General features: G+C 40.7%; 21 protein-coding genes. 9 read left to right on the top strand and 12 right to left on the bottom strand.

Annotated elements, in window-relative coordinates:
• Nucleotides 1-245: 245 nt before the first annotated feature.
• Complete coding sequence (locus HC643_RS16090) at nucleotides 246-548, bottom strand: P-II family nitrogen regulator (RefSeq protein ID WP_038082905.1); 303 nt, start codon at nucleotides 546-548, stop codon at nucleotides 246-248.
• Nucleotides 549-682: 134 nt separating this feature from the next.
• The gene (locus HC643_RS16085) at nucleotides 683-1,168 is read right to left on the bottom strand and encodes a globin family protein (protein WP_038082902.1); all 486 of its coding nucleotides are present in this window, start codon (nucleotides 1,166-1,168) and stop codon (nucleotides 683-685) included.
• A 1,343-nt stretch (nucleotides 1,169-2,511) separates the two neighbouring features.
• Here HC643_RS16085 and HC643_RS42120 point away from each other — a divergent pair.
• The 4 genes from HC643_RS42120 to HC643_RS16065 all read left to right on the top strand — a co-directional run bounded on the left by HC643_RS42120 (nucleotide 2,512) and on the right by HC643_RS16065 (nucleotide 4,636).
• Nucleotides 2,512-2,640 carry a hypothetical protein gene (locus HC643_RS42120; protein ID WP_272899745.1) on the top strand — a complete coding sequence of 43 codons (129 nt, stop codon included), beginning with the start codon at nucleotides 2,512-2,514 and terminating at the stop codon, nucleotides 2,638-2,640.
• 261 nt (nucleotides 2,641-2,901) lie between these two features.
• A complete protein-coding gene (locus HC643_RS42115; protein WP_082051713.1) occupies nucleotides 2,902-3,063 on the top strand; it encodes a pentapeptide repeat-containing protein in 162 nt (53 codons plus the stop codon).
• Nucleotides 3,064-3,821: 758 nt separating this feature from the next.
• Nucleotides 3,822-4,301, top strand: coding sequence for a DUF4383 domain-containing protein (locus HC643_RS16070; RefSeq protein ID WP_038082900.1), 480 nt, complete (start codon nucleotides 3,822-3,824; stop codon nucleotides 4,299-4,301).
• 74 nt (nucleotides 4,302-4,375) lie between these two features.
• Nucleotides 4,376-4,636 (top strand): hypothetical protein, encoded by a 261-nt coding sequence (locus HC643_RS16065; RefSeq protein WP_237265888.1) that lies wholly within the window; start codon nucleotides 4,376-4,378, stop codon nucleotides 4,634-4,636.
• A gap of 439 nt (nucleotides 4,637-5,075) precedes the next feature.
• Here HC643_RS16065 and HC643_RS16060 read toward each other — a convergent pair whose 3' ends face one another.
• The 3 genes from HC643_RS16060 to HC643_RS16050 are packed head-to-tail and all read right to left on the bottom strand — an operon-like array spanning nucleotide 5,076 to nucleotide 6,329.
• Nucleotides 5,076-5,384 carry a pentapeptide repeat-containing protein gene (locus HC643_RS16060; protein ID WP_050045845.1) on the bottom strand — a complete coding sequence of 103 codons (309 nt, stop codon included), beginning with the start codon at nucleotides 5,382-5,384 and terminating at the stop codon, nucleotides 5,076-5,078.
• Nucleotides 5,385-5,408: 24 nt separating this feature from the next.
• Nucleotides 5,409-5,801, bottom strand: coding sequence for a hypothetical protein (locus tag HC643_RS16055; protein ID WP_038082899.1), 393 nt, complete (start codon nucleotides 5,799-5,801; stop codon nucleotides 5,409-5,411).
• Between the two features lie 57 nt (nucleotides 5,802-5,858).
• A complete protein-coding gene (locus HC643_RS16050; protein WP_038082897.1) occupies nucleotides 5,859-6,329 on the bottom strand; it encodes a hypothetical protein in 471 nt (156 codons plus the stop codon).
• A 720-nt stretch (nucleotides 6,330-7,049) separates the two neighbouring features.
• On the opposite strand from HC643_RS16050, the gene HC643_RS16045 reads away from it, so the two are divergent.
• Entirely contained in the window at nucleotides 7,050-9,098 is a 2,049-nt protein-coding gene (locus HC643_RS16045) for an alkaline phosphatase D family protein (RefSeq protein ID WP_038082895.1), read from the top strand.
• 688 nt (nucleotides 9,099-9,786) lie between these two features.
• Here the strand turns inward: HC643_RS16045 and psaB are convergent.
• Nucleotides 9,787-12,003, bottom strand: a complete 2,217-nt coding sequence (psaB, locus tag HC643_RS16040; RefSeq protein WP_038082893.1) for a photosystem I core protein PsaB — start codon at nucleotides 12,001-12,003, stop codon at nucleotides 9,787-9,789.
• On the opposite strand from psaB, the gene HC643_RS16035 reads away from it, so the two are divergent.
• Nucleotides 12,002-12,193, top strand: a complete 192-nt coding sequence (locus tag HC643_RS16035; RefSeq protein ID WP_167844696.1) for a hypothetical protein — start codon at nucleotides 12,002-12,004, stop codon at nucleotides 12,191-12,193. The genes psaB and HC643_RS16035 overlap by 2 nt on opposite strands.
• A 301-nt stretch (nucleotides 12,194-12,494) precedes the next feature.
• Here HC643_RS16035 and HC643_RS16030 read toward each other — a convergent pair whose 3' ends face one another.
• On the bottom strand, nucleotides 12,495-12,914 hold the full coding sequence (locus tag HC643_RS16030; RefSeq protein WP_038082891.1) for a response regulator: 420 nt from the start codon (nucleotides 12,912-12,914) through the stop codon (nucleotides 12,495-12,497).
• Between the two features lie 305 nt (nucleotides 12,915-13,219).
• Between HC643_RS16030 and HC643_RS16025 the strand changes: the two genes are divergently transcribed.
• Complete coding sequence (locus tag HC643_RS16025) at nucleotides 13,220-14,131, top strand: pentapeptide repeat-containing protein (RefSeq protein ID WP_050045842.1); 912 nt, start codon at nucleotides 13,220-13,222, stop codon at nucleotides 14,129-14,131.
• Between the two features lie 158 nt (nucleotides 14,132-14,289).
• Here HC643_RS16025 and HC643_RS41385 read toward each other — a convergent pair whose 3' ends face one another.
• Both HC643_RS41385 and treS read right to left on the bottom strand, forming a co-directional pair.
• On the bottom strand, nucleotides 14,290-15,129 hold the full coding sequence (locus HC643_RS41385; RefSeq protein ID WP_050045841.1) for a WGxxGxxG-CTERM domain-containing protein: 840 nt from the start codon (nucleotides 15,127-15,129) through the stop codon (nucleotides 14,290-14,292).
• Nucleotides 15,130-15,551: 422 nt separating this feature from the next.
• Entirely contained in the window at nucleotides 15,552-18,914 is a 3,363-nt protein-coding gene (treS, locus tag HC643_RS16015; RefSeq protein WP_038099778.1) for a maltose alpha-D-glucosyltransferase, read from the bottom strand.
• A 380-nt stretch (nucleotides 18,915-19,294) separates the two neighbouring features.
• On the opposite strand from treS, the gene HC643_RS16010 reads away from it, so the two are divergent.
• Nucleotides 19,295-19,852: a general stress protein gene (locus tag HC643_RS16010; protein WP_038099777.1), complete on the top strand. Its 558-nt coding sequence runs from the start codon at nucleotides 19,295-19,297 to the stop codon at nucleotides 19,850-19,852.
• A gap of 408 nt (nucleotides 19,853-20,260) precedes the next feature.
• Nucleotides 20,261-20,941: an HAD family hydrolase gene (locus HC643_RS16005; RefSeq protein ID WP_050045840.1), complete on the top strand. Its 681-nt coding sequence runs from the start codon at nucleotides 20,261-20,263 to the stop codon at nucleotides 20,939-20,941.
• On the opposite strand, the gene HC643_RS16000 is transcribed toward HC643_RS16005, so the two are convergent.
• The 3 genes from HC643_RS16000 to HC643_RS15990 all read right to left on the bottom strand — a co-directional run bounded on the left by HC643_RS16000 (nucleotide 20,938) and on the right by HC643_RS15990 (nucleotide 23,653).
• A complete protein-coding gene (locus HC643_RS16000) occupies nucleotides 20,938-21,849 on the bottom strand; it encodes an SGNH/GDSL hydrolase family protein (protein ID WP_038080671.1) in 912 nt (303 codons plus the stop codon). The genes HC643_RS16005 and HC643_RS16000 overlap by 4 nt on opposite strands.
• Nucleotides 21,850-22,187: 338 nt before the next feature.
• Complete coding sequence (locus HC643_RS15995) at nucleotides 22,188-22,880, bottom strand: acyltransferase (protein ID WP_038080865.1); 693 nt, start codon at nucleotides 22,878-22,880, stop codon at nucleotides 22,188-22,190.
• 68 nt (nucleotides 22,881-22,948) lie between these two features.
• Nucleotides 22,949-23,653: an acyltransferase gene (locus HC643_RS15990; protein ID WP_038080672.1), complete on the bottom strand. Its 705-nt coding sequence runs from the start codon at nucleotides 23,651-23,653 to the stop codon at nucleotides 22,949-22,951.
• Nucleotides 23,654-24,081: the final 428 nt, after the last annotated feature.

The following is a 24,081-nucleotide window of genomic DNA, read 5'->3' as shown; positions in this document are numbered from 1 at the left end:
ACGGGCAGGAATGCCCATTCCACAAGAAAAACTTGGAGATTTTTTAATTTGGAAGTCCCTTAGAAGAGGGATCTCCTTAGCCTTACGTTAAGCTTCGATTACTGGTGAACGGTTACACCAGATCAAACCTCTGAAAATTAAAAGGTTCTCAACAATTGCTTGCGTGCCTCCAGCATAGCTGCCTTTTTTCTTGGCACTTGCTCAAGCAACAGATTGGTCAAAACTGCTCGGTTCAGAAAGGTTAATTAATAGAAAGCTTCTATATTGTGTCGGAAAGCGATCAAGGCATGCTTACCCTGCTCCTCTTTCAGTGCGCCAAGGATAGCATCAGATACTTCTAATGAAACAATGGTTTTGATTTCAATATTAGTGTTGTAGCCTGCTAAGTCTGACAAGCGTCTTCCGTGTCCGCCCTCACCCTGTACTTGACTAATAGTGTAGCCGCTTACACTATGACTTTTCAGTAGCTTGACAATACGGTCTTTCAGCACCGTTTCCCCAATGATGGTGATCAAGACGGCGGATTCGAGGGGAGAGAAGTTTGACATGGAGAACTCCAGAGAATAGGTTTTAGCTTCTCAAGCTTAAGTTTTTCATAAAACAGGCGCTACAACTTCTACCCCTAAGATGTAGATTCGTCTTCTGAGCCGACTAACGGTCAACTCCCATGTTGACGACAGCCCTACTGCATGGCAGCGATTAGGTAGTCAAAGTAACCGCCAACAAGGCTTGCGTCTTCTGATGATAAAATTGAGGTGGTAACATTCTTCATCGCACGGATGCCTTCAGCAACAGCCTCAATCGGAGTGCCAAGAGACCTATACATTTCTCGAACACCAATGACCCCAATCTCTTGAATCGGCGTGTTCTCACCAGCCACGATACTGTAGGTAATTAAGCGCAGGTAGTAATCCATGTCCCGCAGGCAAGTCGCAGTCATTTCTTGACCGTAGGCGTTACCGCCAGGAGAGACAATGTCAGGGCGCTTTTGAAACAGCTGGTTTCCAGTTTGCTTAACAATGCGATCCCGGTTTTCTGTTAAAACCTGAACAAGCCGCATACGAACCTCACCACTTTTGGCAAAGCTCTTAATCCGGTCTAATTCTCCAGGGTTGAGATAGCGAGCTTCAGTGTCCGCGTTCACAATCGACTTTATAATAAGGCTCATTAACAGATTCCTTTAAAAACAATGAAATCAAGTTGATCTAAAACTGTCGCGGCTCACTAAAGATAGTGGCATCTTTTTCTAGACAAATCATAAACGGTGGATACCTTTCCAACAGATGTTGATAAAGTAGCCACTGTCAACGCTGTAAAAAGTATTCGCAACGTTAAAACCTAATATCAGAAACGTCGCTGTTTCTCTATTTAAATTATACTTCACAATTCTCGTATTTTCCCAAATTACAAATAAGAAATCACAAATAGGGAAAATACAATTTAACTATAAGATAGCCAAATTTAAAGCTAGCGCTTATTTTATGTTGTGGAATTCCATCTGTATAAATTTAGGTATGATTATTGTACAGATGGGTGTACAACATGGGTAGAGATTTTCACGGCTTTCAGCTAACTTCACCTAGAATGCACTATGCCAGCTTTAAAGGGCTAGGAGATACGTAATTGATATCTACATCAAAATCAAGGGCTTAATGGGCATCGTAGCCAGGGTATTTCTCAATAATTAATTTTATTGAGAATGAGTTTGCTATTACCGCCATACTATATCTTGAAACTGTTTTCCACAACAGATATCAATAAACCAAGTGCCTAAATTTGGCAAAAGTTCATCGGTAGAATTGGTTAGTTGCTCAATTTTACAAGCGTAATTAAATATTCCATGCTATGATAAAACTAAAGAGAAATACTTTCGGCTACGTGACTACGCCATAGACACATTGCCATAGACGCCTTCCCGGATCTAAATCTCTACACCCTATTAGGTTCGAGAGGTGTTGTATGTAAGTTTATTTAGGTAATCATCTTATGAGGTTGAATTGGACAATTGCCATGCTTGGGTAAGCAAGTTCTACGCTCCCGTGCCATTTCTATTAATTTTGCTGTCATTCCTATAGTTATCTTATCTAACGAAAGCTCGTTTTATAGGTTTAGAGTGAAACTCAAATTCATTAAGGAAAAAAGACATAGCTAAATGCTAAAAAGCTTTAGGGATAAAAATCGGAAGTTGGAAAATTTCAAAACAAAAATCACCATAAATGCAAATATAAATTCTTTGTAACAAGAATGAATATTCAGTTCAGTTTTAACAATAATTAAGTAAAATATGCACTTATTAAATAAGTCTTTTAAAGACCTATCTCGTTCTATAACTGGAAGCAGTCAGGAAAATATGGGCACATATATCAAGCAACCTGCCCTCGGTAGGTCTATTTGTCCTTGCTGCTCATATACTTTGCTTCGTCATATGGGCTTGGGAGGAATTTACTGGCGTTGTAGTCACTGTTACCAAGAAATGCCAGTTTATTAACCATTACAGTAGAGGTAAATTTTATGCGGAAGAAAAACACCATCCAAAGCCTAGAACTGCAGCAAATAATTACCCGGTCTAAAGCTTTGTTCAACAAACCTAAGTTGTTGGAGCCACAGCAACCGATTATCAGACTGAATACCGTTGGCTAAGCGAATACTTCAGTACCGTGTCCAGATAATTGCCAAATAATTCAAGAGGTTTTCCATGTCAGTTTATGTCAGCAATGCGGTGTTCACACTCTTGTTGGAGTTTGAATCCACATATTCTTGAGCATACCTGCCATCTGCCTCCATCTCTTGCTACCTTCTTCAAAAGTATACGCCTGCATAAAACATCAGCAAGCTGATGTGACAGACCATTACTAAACTTATTGACAAAATCTTTTAACGAAATTTAAGGAAACAAAAGATATGGATACTCAGGAACTTTTGAGACGATACGCATTAGGAGAACGGGACTTTAGCAACGTAAACATGGTTCATGTGTGCTTGACTAATGCAAATTTGGTTGGGGCACACCTGATAGGAGCACACTTGATTCACGCAGACTTAAGAGGAGTGGAGCAAAGTTAACAAGGTGAGCTAGGTTAACCTACCCTTTGGACGATTATCATTATATGTATCTCACAGATATTAAGCGATCGCTCAATTACCAACGACTTTTGACCACACCCCTAGATTGCAACATTAGAGGGAGAAAAAGGTCAGAGGACATCTATAATTTCAATAAAATTAACTGGCTATAACAATCCTATTTGAGATCCGAACAAGGGGGATAAGGGAGACAAGGAAGAGGTGTTTGTAACTCAGTTAGGACTGCTATACAGTAATGCAAAATAATATGAGAATAACTTGTTATCAAAGTAGTATAACTAGCAATTAATCGTTATTTAAAAAACTTCCAATTCAATTCTGCAAGCTATATTTTCCTATGATTTAATGATGGTACAAAATTTTAGTTATAAAAAATATAGCATGACCCAGCAATTGAAGTACACCTCAATCTTTGTATCTCAGGGTTAGCAGTCTTAAATATGTACTGCATGAATTCCAAAAAACGCTGTATTTGGTGGTATAACTAACCTAATTATTTACTATCAATAAATGATTTGTACCCTATCAATAGAAGTATGTTGAGACATGAGATAGGTAAATAAGTATTGTATTCACAATTACATTTTACCTTCACAGTAACACCTTCATTTAGATATAGCAACTGGTAATTTATCACTCTCGTTAGTTAGAGGTAAAAAGAATTCTAATTTTTTTAGCATGATGTGCGAAGTCAGAGAACTAATATTGGTTTTCTACAAAACTTGGAGTCATAAAACATGGAAAACGTTACGGCAGGAAAGTTGACAGAGCGTTATTGCGCTCTGGCAGTTGGAATTCTGTTTTTGGTTTTAGGTATAGCTGGGTTTATACCTGGTTTGGTTTCAATACCTGAAACAGATGTATCTTACGTTCCACTTGGTGCAACTGAAAGCCCTTATGCTAAGGGATTTGGCTATATATTTGGCTTGTTCCCTACTAATTTCTTGCATAACCTTGTACGCTGTTCTGTTGGATTGTTAGGAATTGCTTCCTATTTCAGCGCCAGCAGCGCACGTTTATTCAATGTTAGTTTTGCAGTTGCTTATACCGCAATCGCCATTATGGGATTGTTACCCTTCGCTAAAACAACGTTCGGTTTGATGCCACTGTTTGGTAATAATGTTTGGTTCAATGCCTTAGCCGCACTAGCCACTTTCTACTATGGCTTTATTATTCCAGCTAAGGTAAAGGGTATAAGTGTATCGCAAAATGGTTAATCCATAATGCGTAAAGACTCGTTATAACGAGTCTTTACAGATTCTGTGTAATCTCTGTAAAGAAAAGTAAGTTTATGACACCAAAAGACTCGTTACATCCTATCGAAGAGCAGTTTACAGCAACTTCAGACTCTTCTAGCATTAGCATGACCGACTTGGATATGTCTGAAGATGTACCAGACCTAACTCAAGCACCAGAACCAGGGGTACACGTTACTTTAGGCGATTCCACAACTAATCCTCTCAGCCCTTTTCCGCTATCGGATGACGAAACAACTGAAGAACTACAAACAGCCGAGGATACCGAACAAGCTCAAGATCCAAAATTGAGCTAAATTTTGTAACAAGCTTGTTAAAATTAAAAACCCGTCTACAGCGCTCGACTCATCAATTGCAAGATCAAATTGATAAAAAAATTCCCCCTAATTTAAGGGGGAATTGTAAATTTAGTGAGGTACATCTGTAAAAAGTAAAGGACTAATAGAAAGTTCAGATAGTTAATTTTTACGCTAAGTGTTTGGGTTAGGATAAATTTTCAACTACCTTTGTATAGGTATGAGGATAACGAGCTATGATAAGCCTGTAGTTTTGCTTGACTGCGATTTATTCATATATTGCTGCTGTTTGAAGCCACTTATAAAACGAATCTCTTGAAATTGCACGCCTCAGTTCATCATCTTCATCCGATGAGTAACCGCTAGGTAGGATCGTTTCACTGATAATGGCATTACTTAGGTCAATGTTTGATGGTATGACCTGCGCCAAAGCTGCCCATTACAAATTTGTGCCATCAAGTTTTGCTCCAGTTAAGTTTGCTTTGAACAAGCAAGCAGCTCCTAAATCAGCATCTGTAAGATCCACTTCACTAAGGTCTGCATGACAGAGGTCTGCACCGTGCAGGTTTGTTTTCCTCAAATTTGCCCTACTTAAATTTGTTCCTGCTAAAAAGGCTCTGCTTAAATTAGTGTGCGATAAATCTATCTGAGAAAGATCTGCATGGCTTAGGCTAGCTTCGGATAAATCCAAGCCGCTAAAATTTCTTTTACCTACTGCATATTGTTTGGAAAATTCATCTATGTTCATATTCGTTTTATTGGAAGTGATTGTTTAGTCTCGAAGATTGGTCTCAGGATCGATTGGAAGACCGATTTGGTCAGTATCGGGTAGTCTTCCTGGAACGTTAGTATCGGGAAGATCGGGATTATTTTGAAGATGAACTGAGCCTTTTTCTGACTGCTCGAGATCGCCTGAATAAGGTCCTGCAACAGTTGAAACGTCGGCGGTTTTGGCATTACCTGTTCTAGTTGCAGATGAGAAATTTGTTGCAATTGGATCGGCGAGCACTTCTCCTTGTGGGTTTGTGCTGACTCCTGCTGCTATATTTGCATCTAACAGAGCACTTCCACCTGCATTTGGAGGTGCTTGCTGTTGCGCCTGCTGAGATGAAGCAATATTTTGGTCTGGCTCAGTTGCTTGGTTGGGCATTGATGCGTCGCTCATTTTTCATTTCTCCTTGACTGTGCAAAACAATTACCTTTAAAAAGATATAAAACTTTTTCACTGATTTAGAGATGAAGTTGAAGAATTTGATTGAATTCCCTGTTGTGTGTCTCTTACCTCCCACTGACACCGTCTTTCATTAGGTTGGTTGTAATTAACAGCCATTGTGAAGGTGCGGGATTGGACGCTGTTGTTGCGGAAATTTACAAAAGCTTTAGTATAATTTCCTCCTGCAAGCGCAGTCCATTCCAAGGTATTACGGGCATAATCGCGATCGGGAGTGAAGCGCACTTTATATCTGACCCATTCTGGGGAATCATCAGGGCGGACAAACAACAAATCTTCAACAATGTCTGACACCCGTTCTAAGTAGTCGGCAGATATAAAGCTACAATTGTTAGGAGTATCGCCCTTAACTAATGCCAAGTACGCAGTTTCTCTAGAAGAATCTACTCGTTGGGCTTGCACTTTCCCATTGGGAAACACCATTAAAACCATAGGTAATATCAGGAAAATAGCTTTTTTCATAGTTCAAAATTTTTCATAAATGTGAATAAGTCACTCACAAAGCTTGGTTTCACCCAACTTTATGTTATTCACTTACAGGCGACGCAATCCTAGAATAGAAGTTATGCTCGTGGTTTAAGTTTTTGTAGATGCGCGTTCTGCCGAAGGTAACAGCGAAGCGATCGCCTCAACGTCTTGTCGAGTCATAACTCATCTATAGCAATCCTATTTGAGATCTAAACAAGGAAGACAAGGAAGAAGTGTTTGTAAATCATTTATGACTGCTATATTTATATTCAAAAATATCTTGAATATCTTAACCTCTGCCATATAGCTAATTCTAATTCTCCTTAAGGAAGAACAAAATTTAATTTGAGAAGTGACGAAGAATACAAAAAAATGAATACAGAAAATTCTAATGCATTTGCCTTAAGTGTTTGCAAAAGTATATTAAGTGCAAGTTTACAATCGTATATATCAATATAATCGTCGTTTCAGACTTGTAGGGGTGCAAGGCTTTGAGCCCCTACGGTAGTTGATATTAGTTCTCATTTGTTAAAAATCAAGCGTTGAAGCGCTAAAAATGTTTAGCCATATCCGACGGGTTCTGTCAATGCGTAAGTCCGAGGTATAACAAATTGATACAAAAAACCTTAAATTTTTATATAAAAGTTCAATTTTTGCGTATTTCTAGCTATATTCTTGATTTGAAAATTAAGCTTTTGTAAAAAGGAAAAAAATATGGTCGCCACAGTACAACCTTTGCACGTTGGAGCAATTATTGGAATGAAAGAAAATAATAATAAAATTAAGGCTTTTGTGTTTGGCAAAGGCGAGCAAGGAAAGGACGGAAACACAAATATTTACGGGGTTATACGTATAAAAGTTAAGGTACAGAACTCTACTTACCAATATCACGTAAAAAAAATGGAGGAATCTTTAGATTGGTCATGTGGTATAGAAATTATTGATTTAGAACCAGATACAAAATATACTTATCAATTTGGATGGGTTGGGGTTGCACCGAATTCTGAAGACGATACTTTTCTGAAGACTACTGGTGTCGTAACATCTAATAATAATAATGTCGTGGCTTGGAATTCTTTTGAGTGGCATCTGCTAGATGAGTTTGAAATAAAAACTTTGTCTTTAAATTCCAACTCTGGATGTTCAATCGGTTTAGGTTCGTGTCGTTGGATGCTACAAAATCCTGTAGTTAGTATATCCAATAAGATTCTCCCCAAGGGACTTACTATAGATGAGGGGCATATTATTTGGTATAAAACAGAAGCAGATGCAATATACAAACAGATCTTTAATCAGCACAAAGAAAATCCGTTAACTCAAGTAATTCTTTGTGGAGACCAAATTTATGCAGATTATCTATCAACATGGATTTTTCCTACTGTTGAAAAAGATGATTATTACAGGTTATATAGACTTGCTTTCTCTCAAGAGAATATTAAAAACTTGATGGCTCGAATACCAACTTTCATGATTATGGACGACCATGAGTTTAAAAATGAGTTTCCCGATAAAGATGTTTCTCCTGAAACCCAAGGCCAAAGGACTCATAAAATTAATGCAATAAAAGCTTATCAAATCTATCAAGATATGCATAATCCTACTAATAAAAATCAAACCCATCCAACTGGCGATAATGATATAAGTAATACATTCTGGTATTCCTATCAAGATGGATGTGCTGATTTTTTTGTCATGGATCTTCGTACAGAATGCAACCCAATTGAGGATAAAATTATATCTCAACAACAAGAAGATGCATTGATGCAATGGTTAAGCGAGCGTAAAGATCGAGTAAAATGTATAGTTTCTTCGACTCCTTTATTCCCTGAAAACAAACGAGAACTATACAGATATGGACACAAATACTACAATGACAGAAATAAAATTCTTAATAAAATTGCTCAAGAAAAACTAACAAAAGTCATTTTTCTTTCTGGAGATTTTCATTGTTCCATGACTTCTATTTTAGAAGGCAAAGAGATTAATGGAACAAAGGTTATTCAGGTTATTTCATCTCCATTATACGAGCCTCATTTCTTCCATACGGATTCTACATCACCACTTGATTGGATTATTGATGGCGCTATAAAAAACGCTGTTAGTGCCATTGTAGAAAGCGTAGGTGGTAGAAAACCAAGCAATTTTGGTTATGATGAAAAAATACCGCATTCTGAGAATTTGTTAGGTTCTTATAAAGAACAAGTCGTTACACCCAGTCAGGTCATTACTGAAAATAATTTTACGAGGGTAAATATTTCCACTGATAAAGTTGAAGTTTTGGTATTTAACGAAAATGGACAACAAATAGATAGAAACTTGTTTTCTTTTGAAAATCAACCTAAAAAATTTACTCTGAAATCTTTGAAATGTGAGGAAGTTACTGCTACGATTACTAATACAACTGGAATTAGTCTTTTTGATAAGGCTCTATCACAGACAGTAGATGCTGCAGTTGGTTTAGTTAAAGCGACTGATGACTGTCTTTTAGAAGTTTATGTAGATAATCAAATAAATCTCTTCAAGAAATTTACCAAAAGTATGAAAAAAAATGACAATTGGATATTTGAAAACACAGAATTTTCCTACAACTATAGAATTACAATTAAACTCTTTGAAGAAGACTATACTAATAAAAGATTACTTGGTGTACTAGATATATTACAAGACTCAGACGAAACAAAAACAAAGCATACATTTTATCCTAAACAAGGAGAAGTTGATAAATTTAGATACACTTTGAGTTACTCAATTTCAAATCAGTAGGTGCAGGTATATGAAGTCCGCGCAGGCGGACTTACAGCGGATTTCAACTTGGTAAGGTACAAAAATTACCCCCCTCTGTCTCCCCCCTGGTAAGGTTACGATGGTGTACAGATTTCTAGAAAAGAGATGAAAAGAAGTTCCCCCCTTTTTTAAGGGGGGTTAGGGGGGATCGAAACCGCAATGAATGCACTATGTAAAACTTCGTACACCACTGTAGCTTGGTAAGGGGGGATGAAAGGGTGTACCTCATTCAGATGCAAAGCGCTGTAAATTGTATAGCCCCAGAATTCTATTCTGAGGGCAATGTGCATTCATTGGGATGTTCCTTTGAAATGAGATAAAGTTGCTCTGTATATAGCACTACTTAAGAATCTTTATTTCTTTTGACTGTGGGTCTATTAACGACTTAAAGCCAGAATAAAAATATGTACGTTTACTACTTTTAAAAAGCAGCTGATTCATCAAAAGCCTCTATAGCACCGGAGGCTTTTTTTGTTTTGCTTTGTAGTTATAGATTTCTTTGCTAGATGAAATAGTACGCAGTAATAGCCGCTCGATTTGAATAAGCTTGTAGAATTGACAACTCTAATAGAAAAAATGCTTTTAGCATACAAAAATCCCTTTCTAGCGTAACAGCATAGAAAGGGAGGCTTGCTAAAGATCAGAGAATTTTAAATTTTTAAAAATTTCAACCGAATTTCCCTGCGGTTGAGGCAATGAGGAAGGCGGCGTAGGTCAGGATGTAGCCAACTGTGAAGTGAACTAGACCTGTCAACCAACCTTGAACGATAGACAAAGCAACAGGCTTATCTTTCCAGCGAACTAAATTCGCTAAAGGAGTCCGCTCGTGTGCCCAAACTAGAGTTTCGATTAACTCTTGCCAGTACCCACGCCAGCTAATCAGGAACATGAAGCCAGTCGCCCAAACTAGGTGTCCGAAGAGGAACATCCAAGCCCAGACAGAGAGGTTGTTCATGCCATAAGGATTGTATCCGTTGATCAACTGAGCGGAGTTTGCCCAGAGGTAATCGCGCAGCCAGCCCATGAGGTATGTAGAAGACTCGTTGAACTGAGCTACGTTGCCTTGCCAAATACCGAGATGCTTCCAATGCCAGTAGAAGGTAGTCCATCCTAACAAGTTAAGCATCCAGAATATAGCAAGAAAGAAAGTTTGTTCCCAAGAAGAAGTTTGGCAAGTACCACCACGACCTGGACCATCACAGGGGAAGGTAAAACCAAAATCTTTTTTGTCGGGCATTAACTTGGTACCACGGGCATCTAAGGCACCCTTCACACAAATTAGAACAGTTGTGTGCAGACCTAGTGCGATCGCGTGGTGAACTAAGAAATCTCCAGGACCAATGGTTAGGAACAAAGAGTTAGTGCCATTGTTGATAGCATCTAACCAACCCGGTAAATAAGGAGCACCAGCCAATGAAGCAGCGCTATCTGAGTTAGACAGCAGAGTATTTAATCCATAAAGGACTTTACCGTGAGAAGCTTGGATGAATTGAGCAAAAACTGGTTCAATGAGAATTTGCTTTTCAGGAGTTCCAAAAGCCACCACTACATCATTATGGACGTACAAACCTAGAGTGTGAAAACCCAAGAACAGGGATACCCAACTTAGGTGAGAAATAATCGCTTCTTTGTGCTTGATGACCCGATCGAGTACGTTGCCCTTGTTTTGTTCTGGGTCGTAGTCGCGCACCCAGAAAATTCCAGCGTGGGCAAAAGCACCAACCATCAAGAAACCAGCAATATATTGGTGGTGAGTGTACAAAGCCGCTTGCGTTGTGTAGTCCTTTGCTATAAAGGCATAGGGCGGCATGGAGTACATATGCTGAGCCACCAAGGAAAGAGCAGTACCTAACGCCGCCAAGTGTATGGACAACTGGAAGTGTAGGGAGTTGTTGTAGGTGTCGTATAGACCTTGGTGAGGTAGGTTAAACTGTCCTTCCGTGCGGATGCCAAAGAAGTTTCTGGCGTTGAGCATCTCTTTGATGCTGTGACCTATCCCGAAGTTAGTCCGGTATTGGTGACCGGCAATGATGAAAATGACAGCGATCGCCAAGTGGTGATGCGCCATATCCGTCAGCCACAGGGATTCAGTCTGTGGATGAAAACCACCCAAAAACGTCAGAATTGCACTTCCCGCACCTTGTGCTGTCCCAAATATATGGTTGGGCGAATCTGGATTAAGAGCATAAGCGCCCCAGTCACCTCTCCAGAAAGGAGCCAAACCTGCTGGGTGAGGTGGAGTCGTGAGGAAGTTATCCCACCCGACATGTTGTCCGCGAGATTCAGGTATAGCGACGTGAATCAAGTGACCGGCCCAAGCTAAAGAACTCACACCAAACAAACCTGCTAGGTGGTGGTTCAGACGGGGTTCTGCACTCTTGAACCAAGACAAGCTAGGACGATACTTGGGTTGCAAGTGCAACCAACCAGCGAACAAGAAAAGTGCCGCTAACAGTAAGAGGAACACAGAGCCTTGGTACAGGTCATTGTTCGTCCGCATACCGATGGTGTACCACCAGTGATACACACCTGAGTACGCAATGTTAACGGGATTGCTAGCACCACCTTGGGTAAAAGCTTCTATTGCTGGTTTCCCAAAGTGAGGGTCCCAAATCGCGTGAGCGATAGGACGAATATGAAGAGGATCTTTAATCCACTGTTCAAAGTTACCTTGCCAAGCTACGTGGAACAGCAGACTTGATGCCCACAGGAAAATGATCGCCACATGACCGAAGTGAGTTGCAAAAATCCTTTGGTAAAGATTTTCTTCTGTCATACCGTCATGGCTTTCAAAATCATTTCCCATAGCCATCGCATACCAGATCCGACGCGTCGTCGGGTCTTGTGCGAGATCCTGGTTAAATTTAGGATACTTTACTGCCATGAATTTTACTCAAGTCCTGCCTAAACAAAGACACCGAGTTGCTAGTTCGGTAGAACTAGCAGACTTGCATTTGAAGAAACACTCTTTCAGGATGAAACGAAAACCCATCTATACAGAAAAAGTAGAAAAAACTGACAAGGTAGGAGCCTCAAAAAGGTTTAGCTTCCTGATTTTCATCTCCAAGCAGTAGGATGGAATTCATTTCCTGAGAAGTAATAAATTAATTTAACTGCTACCACTTCTATTCCATTTCCTACCTAAGAAGTAGATTAGTATTACATCTGTTTGTGATCCTGAATACGAATTTCCAAGCTAATAGTACAAACTATAAATATTTACAGAAAAGTCCTTAAACCCTCGTTTTCATACACCAGAAAGCGAGGGCTCTTACCAATATTAAGAAATATACAAAATACTAATAAACTGTTAAATATGATATTGTTGTGTTTGACAAAGCTTCATTCCATTTTTAGTTGAACAAAAATCTGCACTCATTCTCTTCCAACAAGCTCGGCAATAGCAGCCGCTAGCTCTTCGGGGTCAATAGGTTTTTCTACGTACATATCAAACCCAGACTCGAAAGCTATTGCGCGTCCATCTTCCGCCATCCAGGCTGTTATGGCAATAGCAGGAATCTGGCTAACTCGTTTATCTTCATGCATTCTGATACAGCGAATCAGCGAACAACCATTCTCTCTGGGCATTGCAATATCACTAATTAAAACATCTACCTGCCATTGTCCTAGCACTTCTAAAGCATCACGAGCCGATGTCACTGTCCTAACCCGTGCTGAAAACTCATTTAGAATCAACCCGATTAATGTACGGGTATCACTGTCATCATCTACCACAAGTACTTGCAAACCACTCAGAGATAGAAATTTATTTGGATAAGCGAAATCGGTGAACATAATAGACTGAACAGCTAAAAAATCAATAATTAAGTATGGCTAAATTTTCTTTCACGTTCAATATTGAAAGCTGTTTTGATTGAAAACTAGAAAATCAATTCATTATAACACTGATGAGCGACGACTCAATAATTAAAGCTTAAAATTTTCTAAATAATTTAGTAGGTATGTCTGTGTCTCACAAAAACCTCATATGGTCAATGCTCGATCTATATGTATTCAAAAATTAAATAGGAATTGTTATATAATCTTATAAATAATTAACTACGTGCAATTTACCAGTATTTTAAATCTATGATGACGAGATGGCAAACCAGCAGCATCTTGCACTGTTAAAGCAAGGAGTATACGTTTGGAATTATCACAAGAAAGAAAGTTGTCAAGTACAAATAGACCTCAGTGATGCAGAGCTAGCGGGAGAAAATCTCAGTGGAGCTTATTTCCAAGGGACTAATCTATCTCGAGCAAATCTCAATCGAGCGAATCTCAGTCAAGCAAATCTCAATCAAGCCAATTTGACGCGAGCAACCCTTGAGGCAGCATCTTTAAGTCGAGCGTGCTTGAGCCAAGCTGTTCTTTCAGAAGCAGTTCTCTTCCAAACCGATTTCAGCCAAGCAAATTTAATCGGTGCTTACCTTGATGCAGCCGACCTTCAAAAAGCCAGACTGACTCACGCGAACTTAACAGCTGCTTCCTTGCAGGCAGCAATTTTCTGGAAATCAAATCTTATACGAGCAATTTTGAGAAGGGCAAACCTAACTCAAGCTATATTTCAGGAAACAACCCTTTGGCAGGCTGACCTTCAGGAAGCAGATTTATTAAACGTCTACTTCAATCAAACTAACCTCAATCAAGCCAAGCTTCAAAGAGCTAACCTGATGAAATCTCTCGTTAAAAGAACTAGCTTCTGGAAAACCAACCTTGAGGGTGCTTCTTGGAAAAACGCACATTTTAAAACAATTATCTTTGACAAAACTAATCTTATGGGAGTTTGCTTTCAAAACGCACACTTACGGGGAGTTATTTTTAAAGAAGTTAATTTGACAAAAGCAGATTTCACAGGAGCTTCTCTTGAAGGAGCGATATTTATTAAAGCTAACCTCACAAAGACCAATCTAACAGATGCTTCTTTTAAACGTACAATCTTTAAAGAAGTTCATTTTGAAACAACTCAAGGATTTGACTGTAGCCGCCAAAGAGGAGTTTTAATTTATTGAAAACGGGTTCTTGTAGAGCAATGTCTGCCAACATTGAAAGTTCTAGTATCAATTTTAACCCACTCTAACTTTGCCTTTGAAAAGAGCAGGGAACTGAAAATTAGATTTCCCCTCAATCCATCGGGAGGATTAAGGGGGGGTAGAGATCTTCTTCTTACCTAGGATCTGGTGGAACCAGAACGAGTTACCTCATTAGGGTCGCGATATGCGTGAGGTTGAGACCGCTTGGGAATAAGACCTGTAAGACCAATAAGACCAAGCAAGCCGAGCCAACCCCAATCGAAACCGCGATCGCCTCTCACTTCACTAGTTCCTTGAGTTGTGTTTGTAGTTGTTGTATCTGTATTTGTAGTGGTAGTTCCTGTAGTGGTATCTGTACCGTTGGTGCCAGTTCCCGTTGTACCACTGGTGCCAGTGCCCGTTGTCCCGCCAGTACCTGTTGTTGTATCAATGCCAGTACTGCCTGTACCATTGGTACCAGTGCCTGTTGTCCCGCCAGTACCCGTTGTATCGGTGGTACCGCCAGTACCCAAACCGCTACCCGTACCTGTTGTCCCAGTGGTACCGCCAGTGCCCGTTGTCCCGCCAGTACCCGTTGTTGTATCAATACCAGTACTGCCTGTACCATTGGTACCAGTACCCGTTGTCCCAGTGGTACCGCCAGTACCCAAACCGCTACCAGTACCCGTTGTCCCAGTGGTACCGCCAGTACCTGTTGTCCCGCCAGTACCCGTTGTATCGGTGGTACCGCCAGTACCCAAACCGCTACCAGTACCCGTTGTCCCAGTGGTACCGCCAGTACCCGTTGTCCCAGTGGTACCGCCAGTACCCAAACCGCTACCAGTACCCGTTGTCCCAGTGGTACCGCTAGTACCCGAACTGCTGCCAGCACCAGAAGACCCGCTTTGGGCAGAAACTGGTAAAACTGGATGTAAAGTCACAAGGCCAAAAGCAAAAGCACTTGTCCAGACAATTTTTGATAAATAAGAAGGCTTCATGGTTACAATTCCTTGGATATTCTAAGTTCTGTGTTTGTTTTTTTGATTTTTAAATCAATATTGTCTGACTGTCTGACTTTCGTAGATGCTATCCTTTGAGTAATAATGGCTCAGATAAAGTGAAGAAATATCAGTCTAATTAAGTAAATTTAGCAATACAAGATAAAGACTTTTTTTCAAACGATTTCTATCATTGGTCTTATTTTATTTTGACGATATTCCATACTGGATAGGCTAAACTAATTTAATGCCTGCTATCAGTTCCACTTGTGCGGCCTATAAAAAACAAGCTTTTTAAACCAAAATCGGTGCTTTTTACCCGTGTAGGTGCTAATTCTATTCGCTTCACTCAATATTTAAGAAAGGGTTTAAGAAAGGGGATAGGGATTGGCTTCCTAGGTTCCAATCCCCAGTCCCTCCGCTTAGAACAAGTGCAGAATCAGTTGGAGTGGAATGTTGACTTTGTCAGAGCGATCGCTCAGTTCAGAACCCAGTGCAAAGATACCTTTCTCTAGAACAAAGGCATCCAAAAGCACTTGCAATTCTGTAGTTGTACTTGGTAAGAAGGTATCTTGACCGGCTGTGACTAGATAGCTATTGAGGAAAGCCGTGCTTACCCAAACGTACCAAAAACGGCTCCAGGCTTCCATTAAAGGCAAAGCTTCAGGGCGAACCATTCCACTTTCTATTTCATTGCGAAGTCCAATTTGTGCTGCATAGTGGAACGACAATAGCATACCCGCCACATCCCTTAAGGGAGAACGCTTCATGCGTCGTTCGCTTAAACTGCGACCTTCGCTACCTTCAAAGTCATGAATAATAAAGTCCTTACCCGTGTACAGCACTCTCTTTAAATTGTAATCCCCGTGATAGCGGCTACGCATTGCGGTAATTTTTTGGTTGAGGATTAACTGATAGCGCTCCAAAATATCTTGTTGGTAATTGAGGGCGGCGTGTGCTAGTTTTTGAGTCTCAGATGGTAAAGAGTGCAGCTTATCTTCCAATAACAGGAAGACTTGACCCGTTAGGTTACGGGCATATTGGTAAATAGAACGCTGGTAAAATGATGAAAATGGTTCGGGAGCAAAGTCAGAATTTTCAGAATCACAGCTTAGAGCAATGTGGAGTTCTGCCGTACACTGACCCAAAAGTTGGGCGCTTGCGAGATATGAACCAATAGTTTCCTTGGCTAATTCGGGAATTTCCAAACTCAATAACTCTATGGGAGAGTTAGAAGGAATCGGTACCTCAGTGACCTCTACTTGTCGGGCGATCGCGAGGTCAAAGTAATCCTGCAAGCTATCAAGGGTGTAGTCCCATCCGTTTCGGGTATCTTGGATATATTCTTGTAAAATTCCCACAGTCATCGGTTGAGCGGGGAGCAGTCCTGTTCTGTTGACACTGCGATACTCTAGCGCTCCAGCAATCGGTGCAAAGTGTGTAATGCGTTTTTTCTCACCTAAAAAGCGCCGCAGTTCCAAATCGGGATGCATTCCTTCCTCTAGTTTGCGGAAGATTTTTAGGAACAAGCGATTGCCATAAACGACATAAGTATTCTGAAATTCTCCTTGGAGAATGGTGGGGTCGAGGTATGCTTCATCTCCTCTCAATTGTGGTAGCAAATCGGTTGCTGTTGCTCCCAATTCTCCAGCCATGCCTTTGTAAGAGCGATTTTGCGCGATCGCATCTACCAACAGAGAGAGAAAGTTTTTGTCTGCTGTTGCATCAAATAAAATTCCGCTCGGAGGAGTTTCTAATTCTACCCCTATTTTTTGAACCTCAAGGCGAGCCACTACAGCTTGGGGGTTATCTGCTAAAATTTGTCTTGCTTGCTCGCCCTCTGCATAAGCAAAGACTAAAAGGTAAGTTTCGGCATCTCCTTGAATGTAGTCTACTCGCAACCATACCATCTTCGCTTCGGTATCTTTGTAGGATATTAAGACGGTTTCGTTGATTTGCGTTGATTGGACGGTTAAGGTTTTGCTGGTGAACCAGTTACAGGTGTAGAGATAACCCTGCAAAATAGATTCTAAAGTGGCTTTTGCCTCTCGCTGAGTAAAAACATTTTGCCATTGACCCGTCACAACTAATGTTGTGAGATCGGCTTGGGGTCTTGGTGGCTGAGTTAACGTCGCTTTGGGCGATAGGGCAAACCAGTAAAATCCATAGGGGCTGAGGCTGAGGAAGTAGCAGGAATCTCCAATTGCTGGGAACTCGGTATGGCCGAAAATCTCCATTGGTACGAGTCCCTTGAAGGGCGATAAGTCTAATTCGACTGTTTGCACAAACCGGGACAGATTCGCCACCACTAAAATTGTTTGCCCGTCATAATTGCGTGTAAAGGCAAGAACTTTGCGGTTCCTGGGATGCAGTAGTTCAAAAGTACCCAAACCAAATGCTTGGAAGCGCTTTCTCGTTGCTAGCAAGCGTTTTGTCCAATACCAAAGGGAGTTGGGGTTACTTCTTTGCGCTTCAACGTTGACCGCCTCATAATGGTATTCTGACTCTACAATGACTGGTAAGTATAACTTTTGGGGATTAGTACGACTAAAACCAGCATTGCGATCCGAACTCCATTGCATTGGAGTGCGAACACCATTGCGATCGCCTACGTAAACGTTATCCCCCATGCCTATCTCATCTCCATAATAAAGCACGGGTGTTCCCGGTAGGGATAACAGCAAACTGTTCAGCAACTCTATTTGACGGCGGTCATTTCCCAAAAGTGGTGCCAACCGACGACGAATACCCAAGTTAACTCGCATAACTGGGTCTTGTGCATACACGCGGTACATATAATCCCGATCTTCATCTGTGACCATTTCCAAAGTCAGTTCGTCATGGTTTCGCAGAAACAAAGCCCACTGACAATTATCGGGAATTGAGGGAGTCTGGTTGAGAATATCAATGATGGGGAAGTTATCTTCCATCCGCAACGCCATAAATAAGCGAGGCATGAGGGGAAAATGAAAGTTCATCTGACACTCATCCCCAGACCCGTAATATTGAGCTGCATCTTCTGGCCATTGATTGGCTTCAGCCAAAAGCATGCGATTGGGGAATTTGGAATCAATGTGCGCTCTCAGTTCTTTTAAAAAAGCGTGGGTTTCAAACAAGTTTTCGCAATTGGTTCCTTCCCGTTCGTATAAGTAAGGCACTGCATCCAACCGCAACCCATCAACCCCCATTCCCAACCAAAAATCTAAGACATCAAACACTGCTTGACGCACTGCAGGATTGTCGTAGTTTAAATCTGGCTGATGGGAGTAAAAGCGGTGCCAGTAATATGCTTTGGCAATGGGGTCCCAAGCCCAGTTTGAAGTTTCAAAATCTTTGAAAATAATCCGCGCCTCTTTGTATTTTTCTGGATTATCATTCCAGACATAAAAATCTCTTTCCTTGCTGCCCTTAGGAGCGCGACGTGCTCTTTGAAACCAAGGATGCTGGTCGGAAGTATGGTTGACAATCAATTCAATAATGACGCGAATGTCACGGGAATGAGCCGCTTCCAGAAATTCTTTAAAATCTTCCAACGTCCCATAAATTGGGTTAACGTTGGTATAATCTGCAATATCGTAACCATCATCCCTCAGTGGTGATGGGAAAAATGGCAGCACCCACAGAGCAGTCACGCCTAAATCTTGCAAGTAATCCAGTTTTTCTGTTAGTCCGCGAAAGTCACCAATTCCATCACCATTGCTGTCCGCAAAGGCACGAACAGGAACTTCATAGATAATTGCACTTTTAAACCAAAGAGGATCGTCTTTCAAAAGTAAGTTTTGCATTTTTCCTTCAACCGTTCTTGGGAAAGCACCAGTAAAAATCTGAAGGATAAAAGATGAAGTATGAAAGATAAGGTTTTCAGGTTATGTTTATAGCCATGACCTTTAATAATCCTTCATACTCTATACTTCTTCCTTGCTTGGGGTGTAAACGCCAGTCAAAAATTTAACTTTAGCTGAAATACTTGCATTAACCATCTAACGCAAGTAAGAGCAATATTTTTTCATTTAATTTTACAAAACAACTTTTCTCTAAATCTCAATATACGTAAGCCTTGAGATTGATGAATCTTCTAGATTAAATATCAAAATTAGTAAAAGAAACTACAACAAAAATTGCATTTATATGCATTATTCGTGACAAAAGGAAGTATGAGGAAAATATGGTTGTAACTCATCAAAAACGTGCTGTTGGAGTATTTGCCGGACGCCGAAATGCAGAGCAAGCACTCATAGCATTAAAAGATTCCGGCTTTCCTATGGACAGAGTTTCCATCGTAGCTAAGGATGTCGATCGAGGCGAACAGCTTGCCAATGCTCAAATGACTTCTCAAGTTAATGGGGAAAATGTAAATACTGCCACAGGAGTCATTGGAGACACTCTCACAGGTGCAACTTGGGGTAGTATTTTAGTCGGTCTCACAAGTCTAGCACTTCCGGGCACCTTGGGTGCTGTGCTAGCTGCCGGTTCAGTTGGTGTAGCACTCGTAAGTAGTATTGGAGGCGTTGCTGTGGGAACCGCAGCAAGTCATAACTTGGTGAAGGCTTTGGCTGATTTGGGTATTCCGGAAGAAAGAGCCAGAGTTTATAGCGATCGCATTCATCAGAGTGAAGTTTTGGCGATCTTAGAAGGGACTTCAGAAGATCTCCAAAATGCCGAGAAAATTTTGAAGAATCGCGATATTCAATACTGGGGAATTTACGATTCTCCCACAGCTTAGCTTGAAGAGAAATTACTCTCGCCCTAACCTCTCATTCCCAGTCTCTGGCTGGGAATGCCTTATTTAGGCAGCTCCGCCTCCCAATACAACTGAGTTCGAGGCATAATACCAAATCGGGTTTTCTAACTCCTTTTAGCCCAACGATTGGAAATCGTGGCTATACAAACGAAGTCCCTTCGGGTATCTCCTTACGGAGACGCTTCGCGATGCGAAGCTATGCCCGCAAGGGCTATACACCAGTTCCCAGGGCGCGGGAAACCCGCCTGCTTTCCCTGGACTCACCGCCTACGCGGACTAGATTATAAAGGGGGTGCAAGACGTGGATTTAGTATAACCTCTGGGTTGGAGTCCCCTTAAGCCTTCTGCCCTCTGCCCTCTGCCTTCTTGAAATAACAGGAAATTTTCACAATGGATTTACAAGCAGTACTTTTAGATGTTGATGGTACGCTCGTTTTAAGCAATGATGCTCATGCTCAAGCTTGGGTTGATGTCTTTAAAGAATTTGGATATGATGTACCCTTTGAGCGGGTTCGACCACTTATGGGGATGGGAGGCGATCGAGTCATTCCAACAATAGTGCCCGGTCTTACAAAAGACGAAGGAGAAGGGAAAGCAATCTCCTCCAGACGCAAGGAGATAATGATCGACAAATACGTGCCTGCACTAAAACCAGCTCCTGGGGCAAGGGAATTGATACTGCACATGAAAGAGGCGGGATTGCGGCTTATTGTTGCTAGCTCGGCTTCAAATCAAGAACTTTCCGTCTTGCTTAAAGCCGCCCAAGTAGAGGATTTGTTGGATGAAGCAACAACGTCTAACGATGCGGAAACGTCTAAACCTTCACCAGATATTGTAGAAGCCGCACTTGGCAAACTGAAGATGAAATCGGATAAGGTCTTGATGCTCGGTGACACACCCTACGATCTCCAATCTGCAAATGCGGCTGGAGTAGGTCTTATCGCAGTACGTTGTGGTGGTTTTGATGATACTTCCTTAAAGGGATCTCTAGCAATTTACAACGATCCTGCCGATTTATTGGCTCATTACGACAATTCGCCTTTTAAACAACCGTCTTTGATGAAGAACTAACTCAATGGTTGTGCAGTAGTCGCAGAAAACGAAAATTCATTCTTGAGAACTTTTAAAGCAGCTTCTGCTATGATTCGATGAGCTGTTGTTGTGGGGTGAATACCATCCCAGAACAAGTACTTATCTGGATTATCGCAAATAGCAAGATTGTTGGAACAAGCATTGGTCACGTTTGTTAAACCAAAACGGGCTGGATGTTTTGTGGCTTCTTGATACAAGGAATAAATATCCAGAATGGCAATGTGAGTGTCAGAACCTAATTTCTGTTGGAGATCCTCAACAGATTTAGCCAAACTCTGATTGTGGGCGATCGCAAACGAAGTGAGAGTAGTAGAATTTGCACTCGTGCGTGTAGCAGGAACTTTTCCCAAATCAGGTAAATTGGCAACCATGATTTTTTTTGCGCCCATTTTTGAGAGAGACTCGATAGCTTTTGATAGATTGCTGACAGTTAGTGTGGGATTGGCACCACCATACAAATAATCATTTGCACCAGCCCACAAAACGTAAAGTGCGTTTGGATTGACCTCTTGATGCACTTTTGTAAAAGCCTGAACTTGTGCTAACACACCCGGTATTCCATTAACGCTACCATTTCCCGTAGTTGCACCTCCATAAGCAAAATTAGCATTTTGCTCGGGAGTTAATGCAAGTTTAGAGGAAAGATATTCAACCCACACAGAACCATTAGAATAACGTCCTTCAAAGTAAGGAGGGTTGGGGGGATAGATTTTTCCTGATGCGTGATATACGTTACCAACATCGGAAAGGCTATCACCAAACACGTATAGTCTGTTGATTGGATGAGAATTCTGTATCATATTAGAGCTTTGTATTGGATCGGCTAATGCGGCTACCATAATTGAAGAAAAAAGAGCAAGTCCTGCTGTAAGAAATTGTCGTCTCACTTGAACTGAAAACCTCTCAACTAAAAGCTCTCCTCCCTACCAAGGAAGAGAGCTTCTACATCCATGCATACATGAAATTCAATTTTTTGTTCTGCCAAACAGGCATTGTTGATTAACTACTTTCTAAATGTAACAAATTATTTTGTAACTTGAGTGTGAAAAACCGAATATCAAAGTAATGATGATTACTATAGAAAGATTTCTTCTCTCTCCACATTATGATGGGCATTGCCCGCTATAATGGAATGACTGGCAATGCCCATCCTACTCCTAAGAGTTTTACGAAATATTCAGATTGTCTTTATCAGGAATTGCTATAAACTGTTTGGCAGTAATTCTCAAGAAGATTTCATCAGTTGCGCTTCTTTTCGGCTTTTAACGACACGTGCGGGCACACCTATAGCAACTGAGTAAGGCGGAATGTCTTTAGCCACTACAGCGCCTGCACCAATAACGCTGCCTTCACCAATAGTCACTCCATCCAATACAGTTACTGCATGACCCAACCAACAGTTATTGCCAATGACAATTCCGCGACGAGTGACGCCTTGTTCGGCAATATTTTGTGTTGGATCGTTAAAAACGTGATTGTTAGCAAATATGCCCGTGTGTGCGGCAATTAAGCAACTTTTACCAATCTTGATATCACCCGGACCTGCCAAACAAACATAAGGACCAATATATGTACCTTCATCAATATAGATAGAAGTATCATTCATTGCCCTAACATCAACACCGTTCTGAAGACAAGCTCTATCTTTAAGAATAAATTTATTCTTTGGATGTCCCGATGCGTTTATACGGGCACCTTGTAAAATCTGCACATTATTTCCCAGTTCTATTGCTGCTGTATTTACAAATGTAACTCCAGCATCAATATTCACAGAATTACCCATACGTGCAAAAATCGAGCGGTATAGCAAATTCCGTAAATTACCTCCTATAGCATTTGTCGGAATATTGCTTAATAAATTTGTTAAAACGGCTTGCAGTAAACGGTTCCAAATAAGTAAAGATGATCTGTAATTCATAAGCCAATAACACAGTATAAAAAACATTGACAAAAACACGATTGGATGGGGTAATAGTTTTCTGTCTTCTACCCTCTGGCGTTACCTTGTTGCAATAATTGCTTTGTTGTTCGGTACTTGATAACTCTTGCTGGAACACCTACTGCTACTGAGTAAGGGGGAATATCTTTTGTGACAACTGCTCCTGCTCCAATCACACTACCTTCACCAATGGTGACTCCATCCAATACAGTCACTCCATGTCCGAGCCAACAATCATTCTCAATCGTAATTCCCTTACGCGAGATACCTTGATATTTAATAGGTTCTAAGGTATCTGAAAATTCATGGTTGTTCCCATAGATTCCTGTATTTGCTGCTATCAAACACCGTTTACCAATAGTGATATTCCCCGGTCCTGCAATGCAAACCCCAGGACCGATAAAAGTTTCTTGACCAACCTGTATAACTGTATCTTCCAAGCAACCAATAGTCACATTACGCTCTATAGCAACTCCATCTGCTAAAACAAGTTTATTGTTGTGGTTTTTTCCGCCATCAAGGCGAGCACCCTTAAAAATATGCGATCCAGTTCCTATTTCAATTGCAGAAGCGCCAATAAACTCAACTCCCTCTTGAATATAGACGGAAGAACCTATGTGGGACAAAATTGAGCGGTATATAATATTTCGCAACTTTGGGCCTAGAATAATGGATGGTAGCCCTCCGAATAAACTAGTAATAAAAACTTCCTTTAGACGCTGCAATTTTGGGAGATATTGATTGTTACTCATGATGAAAAAGCCTTTGTAATTTTTTCAAGAACAGTGAGATAGTAGATACAATAAATCCCTCACGAGGATAGACAATAGGAGTTTTCACTTTACTTGTAGAGTCAGTCTGCTTTTGTAGCAAAACCTGTTATTACATTGATGAACAAGTAAATCAATTCAAATGCTTATGTTAATTTCAGTCAGTCATAACTATAGAAACAGGTCATAACAGACCAAGTTCACCTAAAAACATTTGCAAAAATTGTTCTAAAACTACTAATATGACTTTTCCGCCCTGAGGGAATTTTCAGCTCGGTGACTTCAACTTTTTACAGGAATACAAAAACCCCAAATAAGTTAGCCAAAGCTACACTTTTCATAAGTGAGCTTGGGAAAGTATAAAATTTTTTATTTTGGTGAAAATGCAATTCTTGTTGTCCTAGCTGTTT

This window comes from Tolypothrix bouteillei VB521301, assembly GCF_000760695.4.
Taxonomy (GTDB): domain Bacteria; phylum Cyanobacteriota; class Cyanobacteriia; order Cyanobacteriales; family Nostocaceae; genus Scytonema; species Scytonema bouteillei_A.
The sequence above is the reverse complement of the archived record's forward strand: the minus strand, read 5'-3'. Positions and strand labels throughout refer to the sequence as shown.

What these genes read in the sequence shown, in the direction of transcription:
- HC643_RS16050 (WP_038082897.1), bottom strand. Translation starts at nt 6,329, where the DNA reads ATGAAAAAAGCTATTTTCCTGATATTACCTATGGTTTTAATGGTGTTT.
- HC643_RS42115 (WP_082051713.1), top strand. Translation starts at nt 2,902, where the DNA reads ATGGATACTCAGGAACTTTTGAGACGATACGCATTAGGAGAACGGGAC.
- HC643_RS16045 (WP_038082895.1), top strand. Translation starts at nt 7,050, where the DNA reads ATGGTCGCCACAGTACAACCTTTGCACGTTGGAGCAATTATTGGAATG.
- HC643_RS16055 (WP_038082899.1), bottom strand. Translation starts at nt 5,801, where the DNA reads ATGAGCGACGCATCAATGCCCAACCAAGCAACTGAGCCAGACCAAAAT.
- HC643_RS16085 (WP_038082902.1), bottom strand. Translation starts at nt 1,168, where the DNA reads ATGAGCCTTATTATAAAGTCGATTGTGAACGCGGACACTGAAGCTCGC.
- HC643_RS15995 (WP_038080865.1), bottom strand. Translation starts at nt 22,880, where the DNA reads ATGAATTACAGATCATCTTTACTTATTTGGAACCGTTTACTGCAAGCC.
- psaB (WP_038082893.1), bottom strand. Translation starts at nt 12,003, where the DNA reads ATGGCAGTAAAGTATCCTAAATTTAACCAGGATCTCGCACAAGACCCG.
- treS (WP_038099778.1), bottom strand. Translation starts at nt 18,914, where the DNA reads ATGCAAAACTTACTTTTGAAAGACGATCCTCTTTGGTTTAAAAGTGCA.
- HC643_RS16060 (WP_050045845.1), bottom strand. Translation starts at nt 5,384, where the DNA reads ATGAACATAGATGAATTTTCCAAACAATATGCAGTAGGTAAAAGAAAT.
- HC643_RS41385 (WP_050045841.1), bottom strand. Translation starts at nt 15,129, where the DNA reads ATGAAGCCTTCTTATTTATCAAAAATTGTCTGGACAAGTGCTTTTGCT.
- HC643_RS16005 (WP_050045840.1), top strand. Translation starts at nt 20,261, where the DNA reads ATGGATTTACAAGCAGTACTTTTAGATGTTGATGGTACGCTCGTTTTA.
- HC643_RS16090 (WP_038082905.1), bottom strand. Translation starts at nt 548, where the DNA reads ATGTCAAACTTCTCTCCCCTCGAATCCGCCGTCTTGATCACCATCATT.
- HC643_RS15990 (WP_038080672.1), bottom strand. Translation starts at nt 23,653, where the DNA reads ATGAGTAACAATCAATATCTCCCAAAATTGCAGCGTCTAAAGGAAGTT.
- HC643_RS16070 (WP_038082900.1), top strand. Translation starts at nt 3,822, where the DNA reads ATGGAAAACGTTACGGCAGGAAAGTTGACAGAGCGTTATTGCGCTCTG.
- HC643_RS16010 (WP_038099777.1), top strand. Translation starts at nt 19,295, where the DNA reads ATGGTTGTAACTCATCAAAAACGTGCTGTTGGAGTATTTGCCGGACGC.
- HC643_RS16030 (WP_038082891.1), bottom strand. Translation starts at nt 12,914, where the DNA reads ATGTTCACCGATTTCGCTTATCCAAATAAATTTCTATCTCTGAGTGGT.
- HC643_RS16065 (WP_237265888.1), top strand. Translation starts at nt 4,376, where the DNA reads ATGACACCAAAAGACTCGTTACATCCTATCGAAGAGCAGTTTACAGCA.
- HC643_RS42120 (WP_272899745.1), top strand. Translation starts at nt 2,512, where the DNA reads ATGCGGAAGAAAAACACCATCCAAAGCCTAGAACTGCAGCAAATAATT.
- HC643_RS16025 (WP_050045842.1), top strand. Translation starts at nt 13,220, where the DNA reads ATGGCAAACCAGCAGCATCTTGCACTGTTAAAGCAAGGAGTATACGTT.
- HC643_RS16035 (WP_167844696.1), top strand. Translation starts at nt 12,002, where the DNA reads ATGAATTTTACTCAAGTCCTGCCTAAACAAAGACACCGAGTTGCTAGT.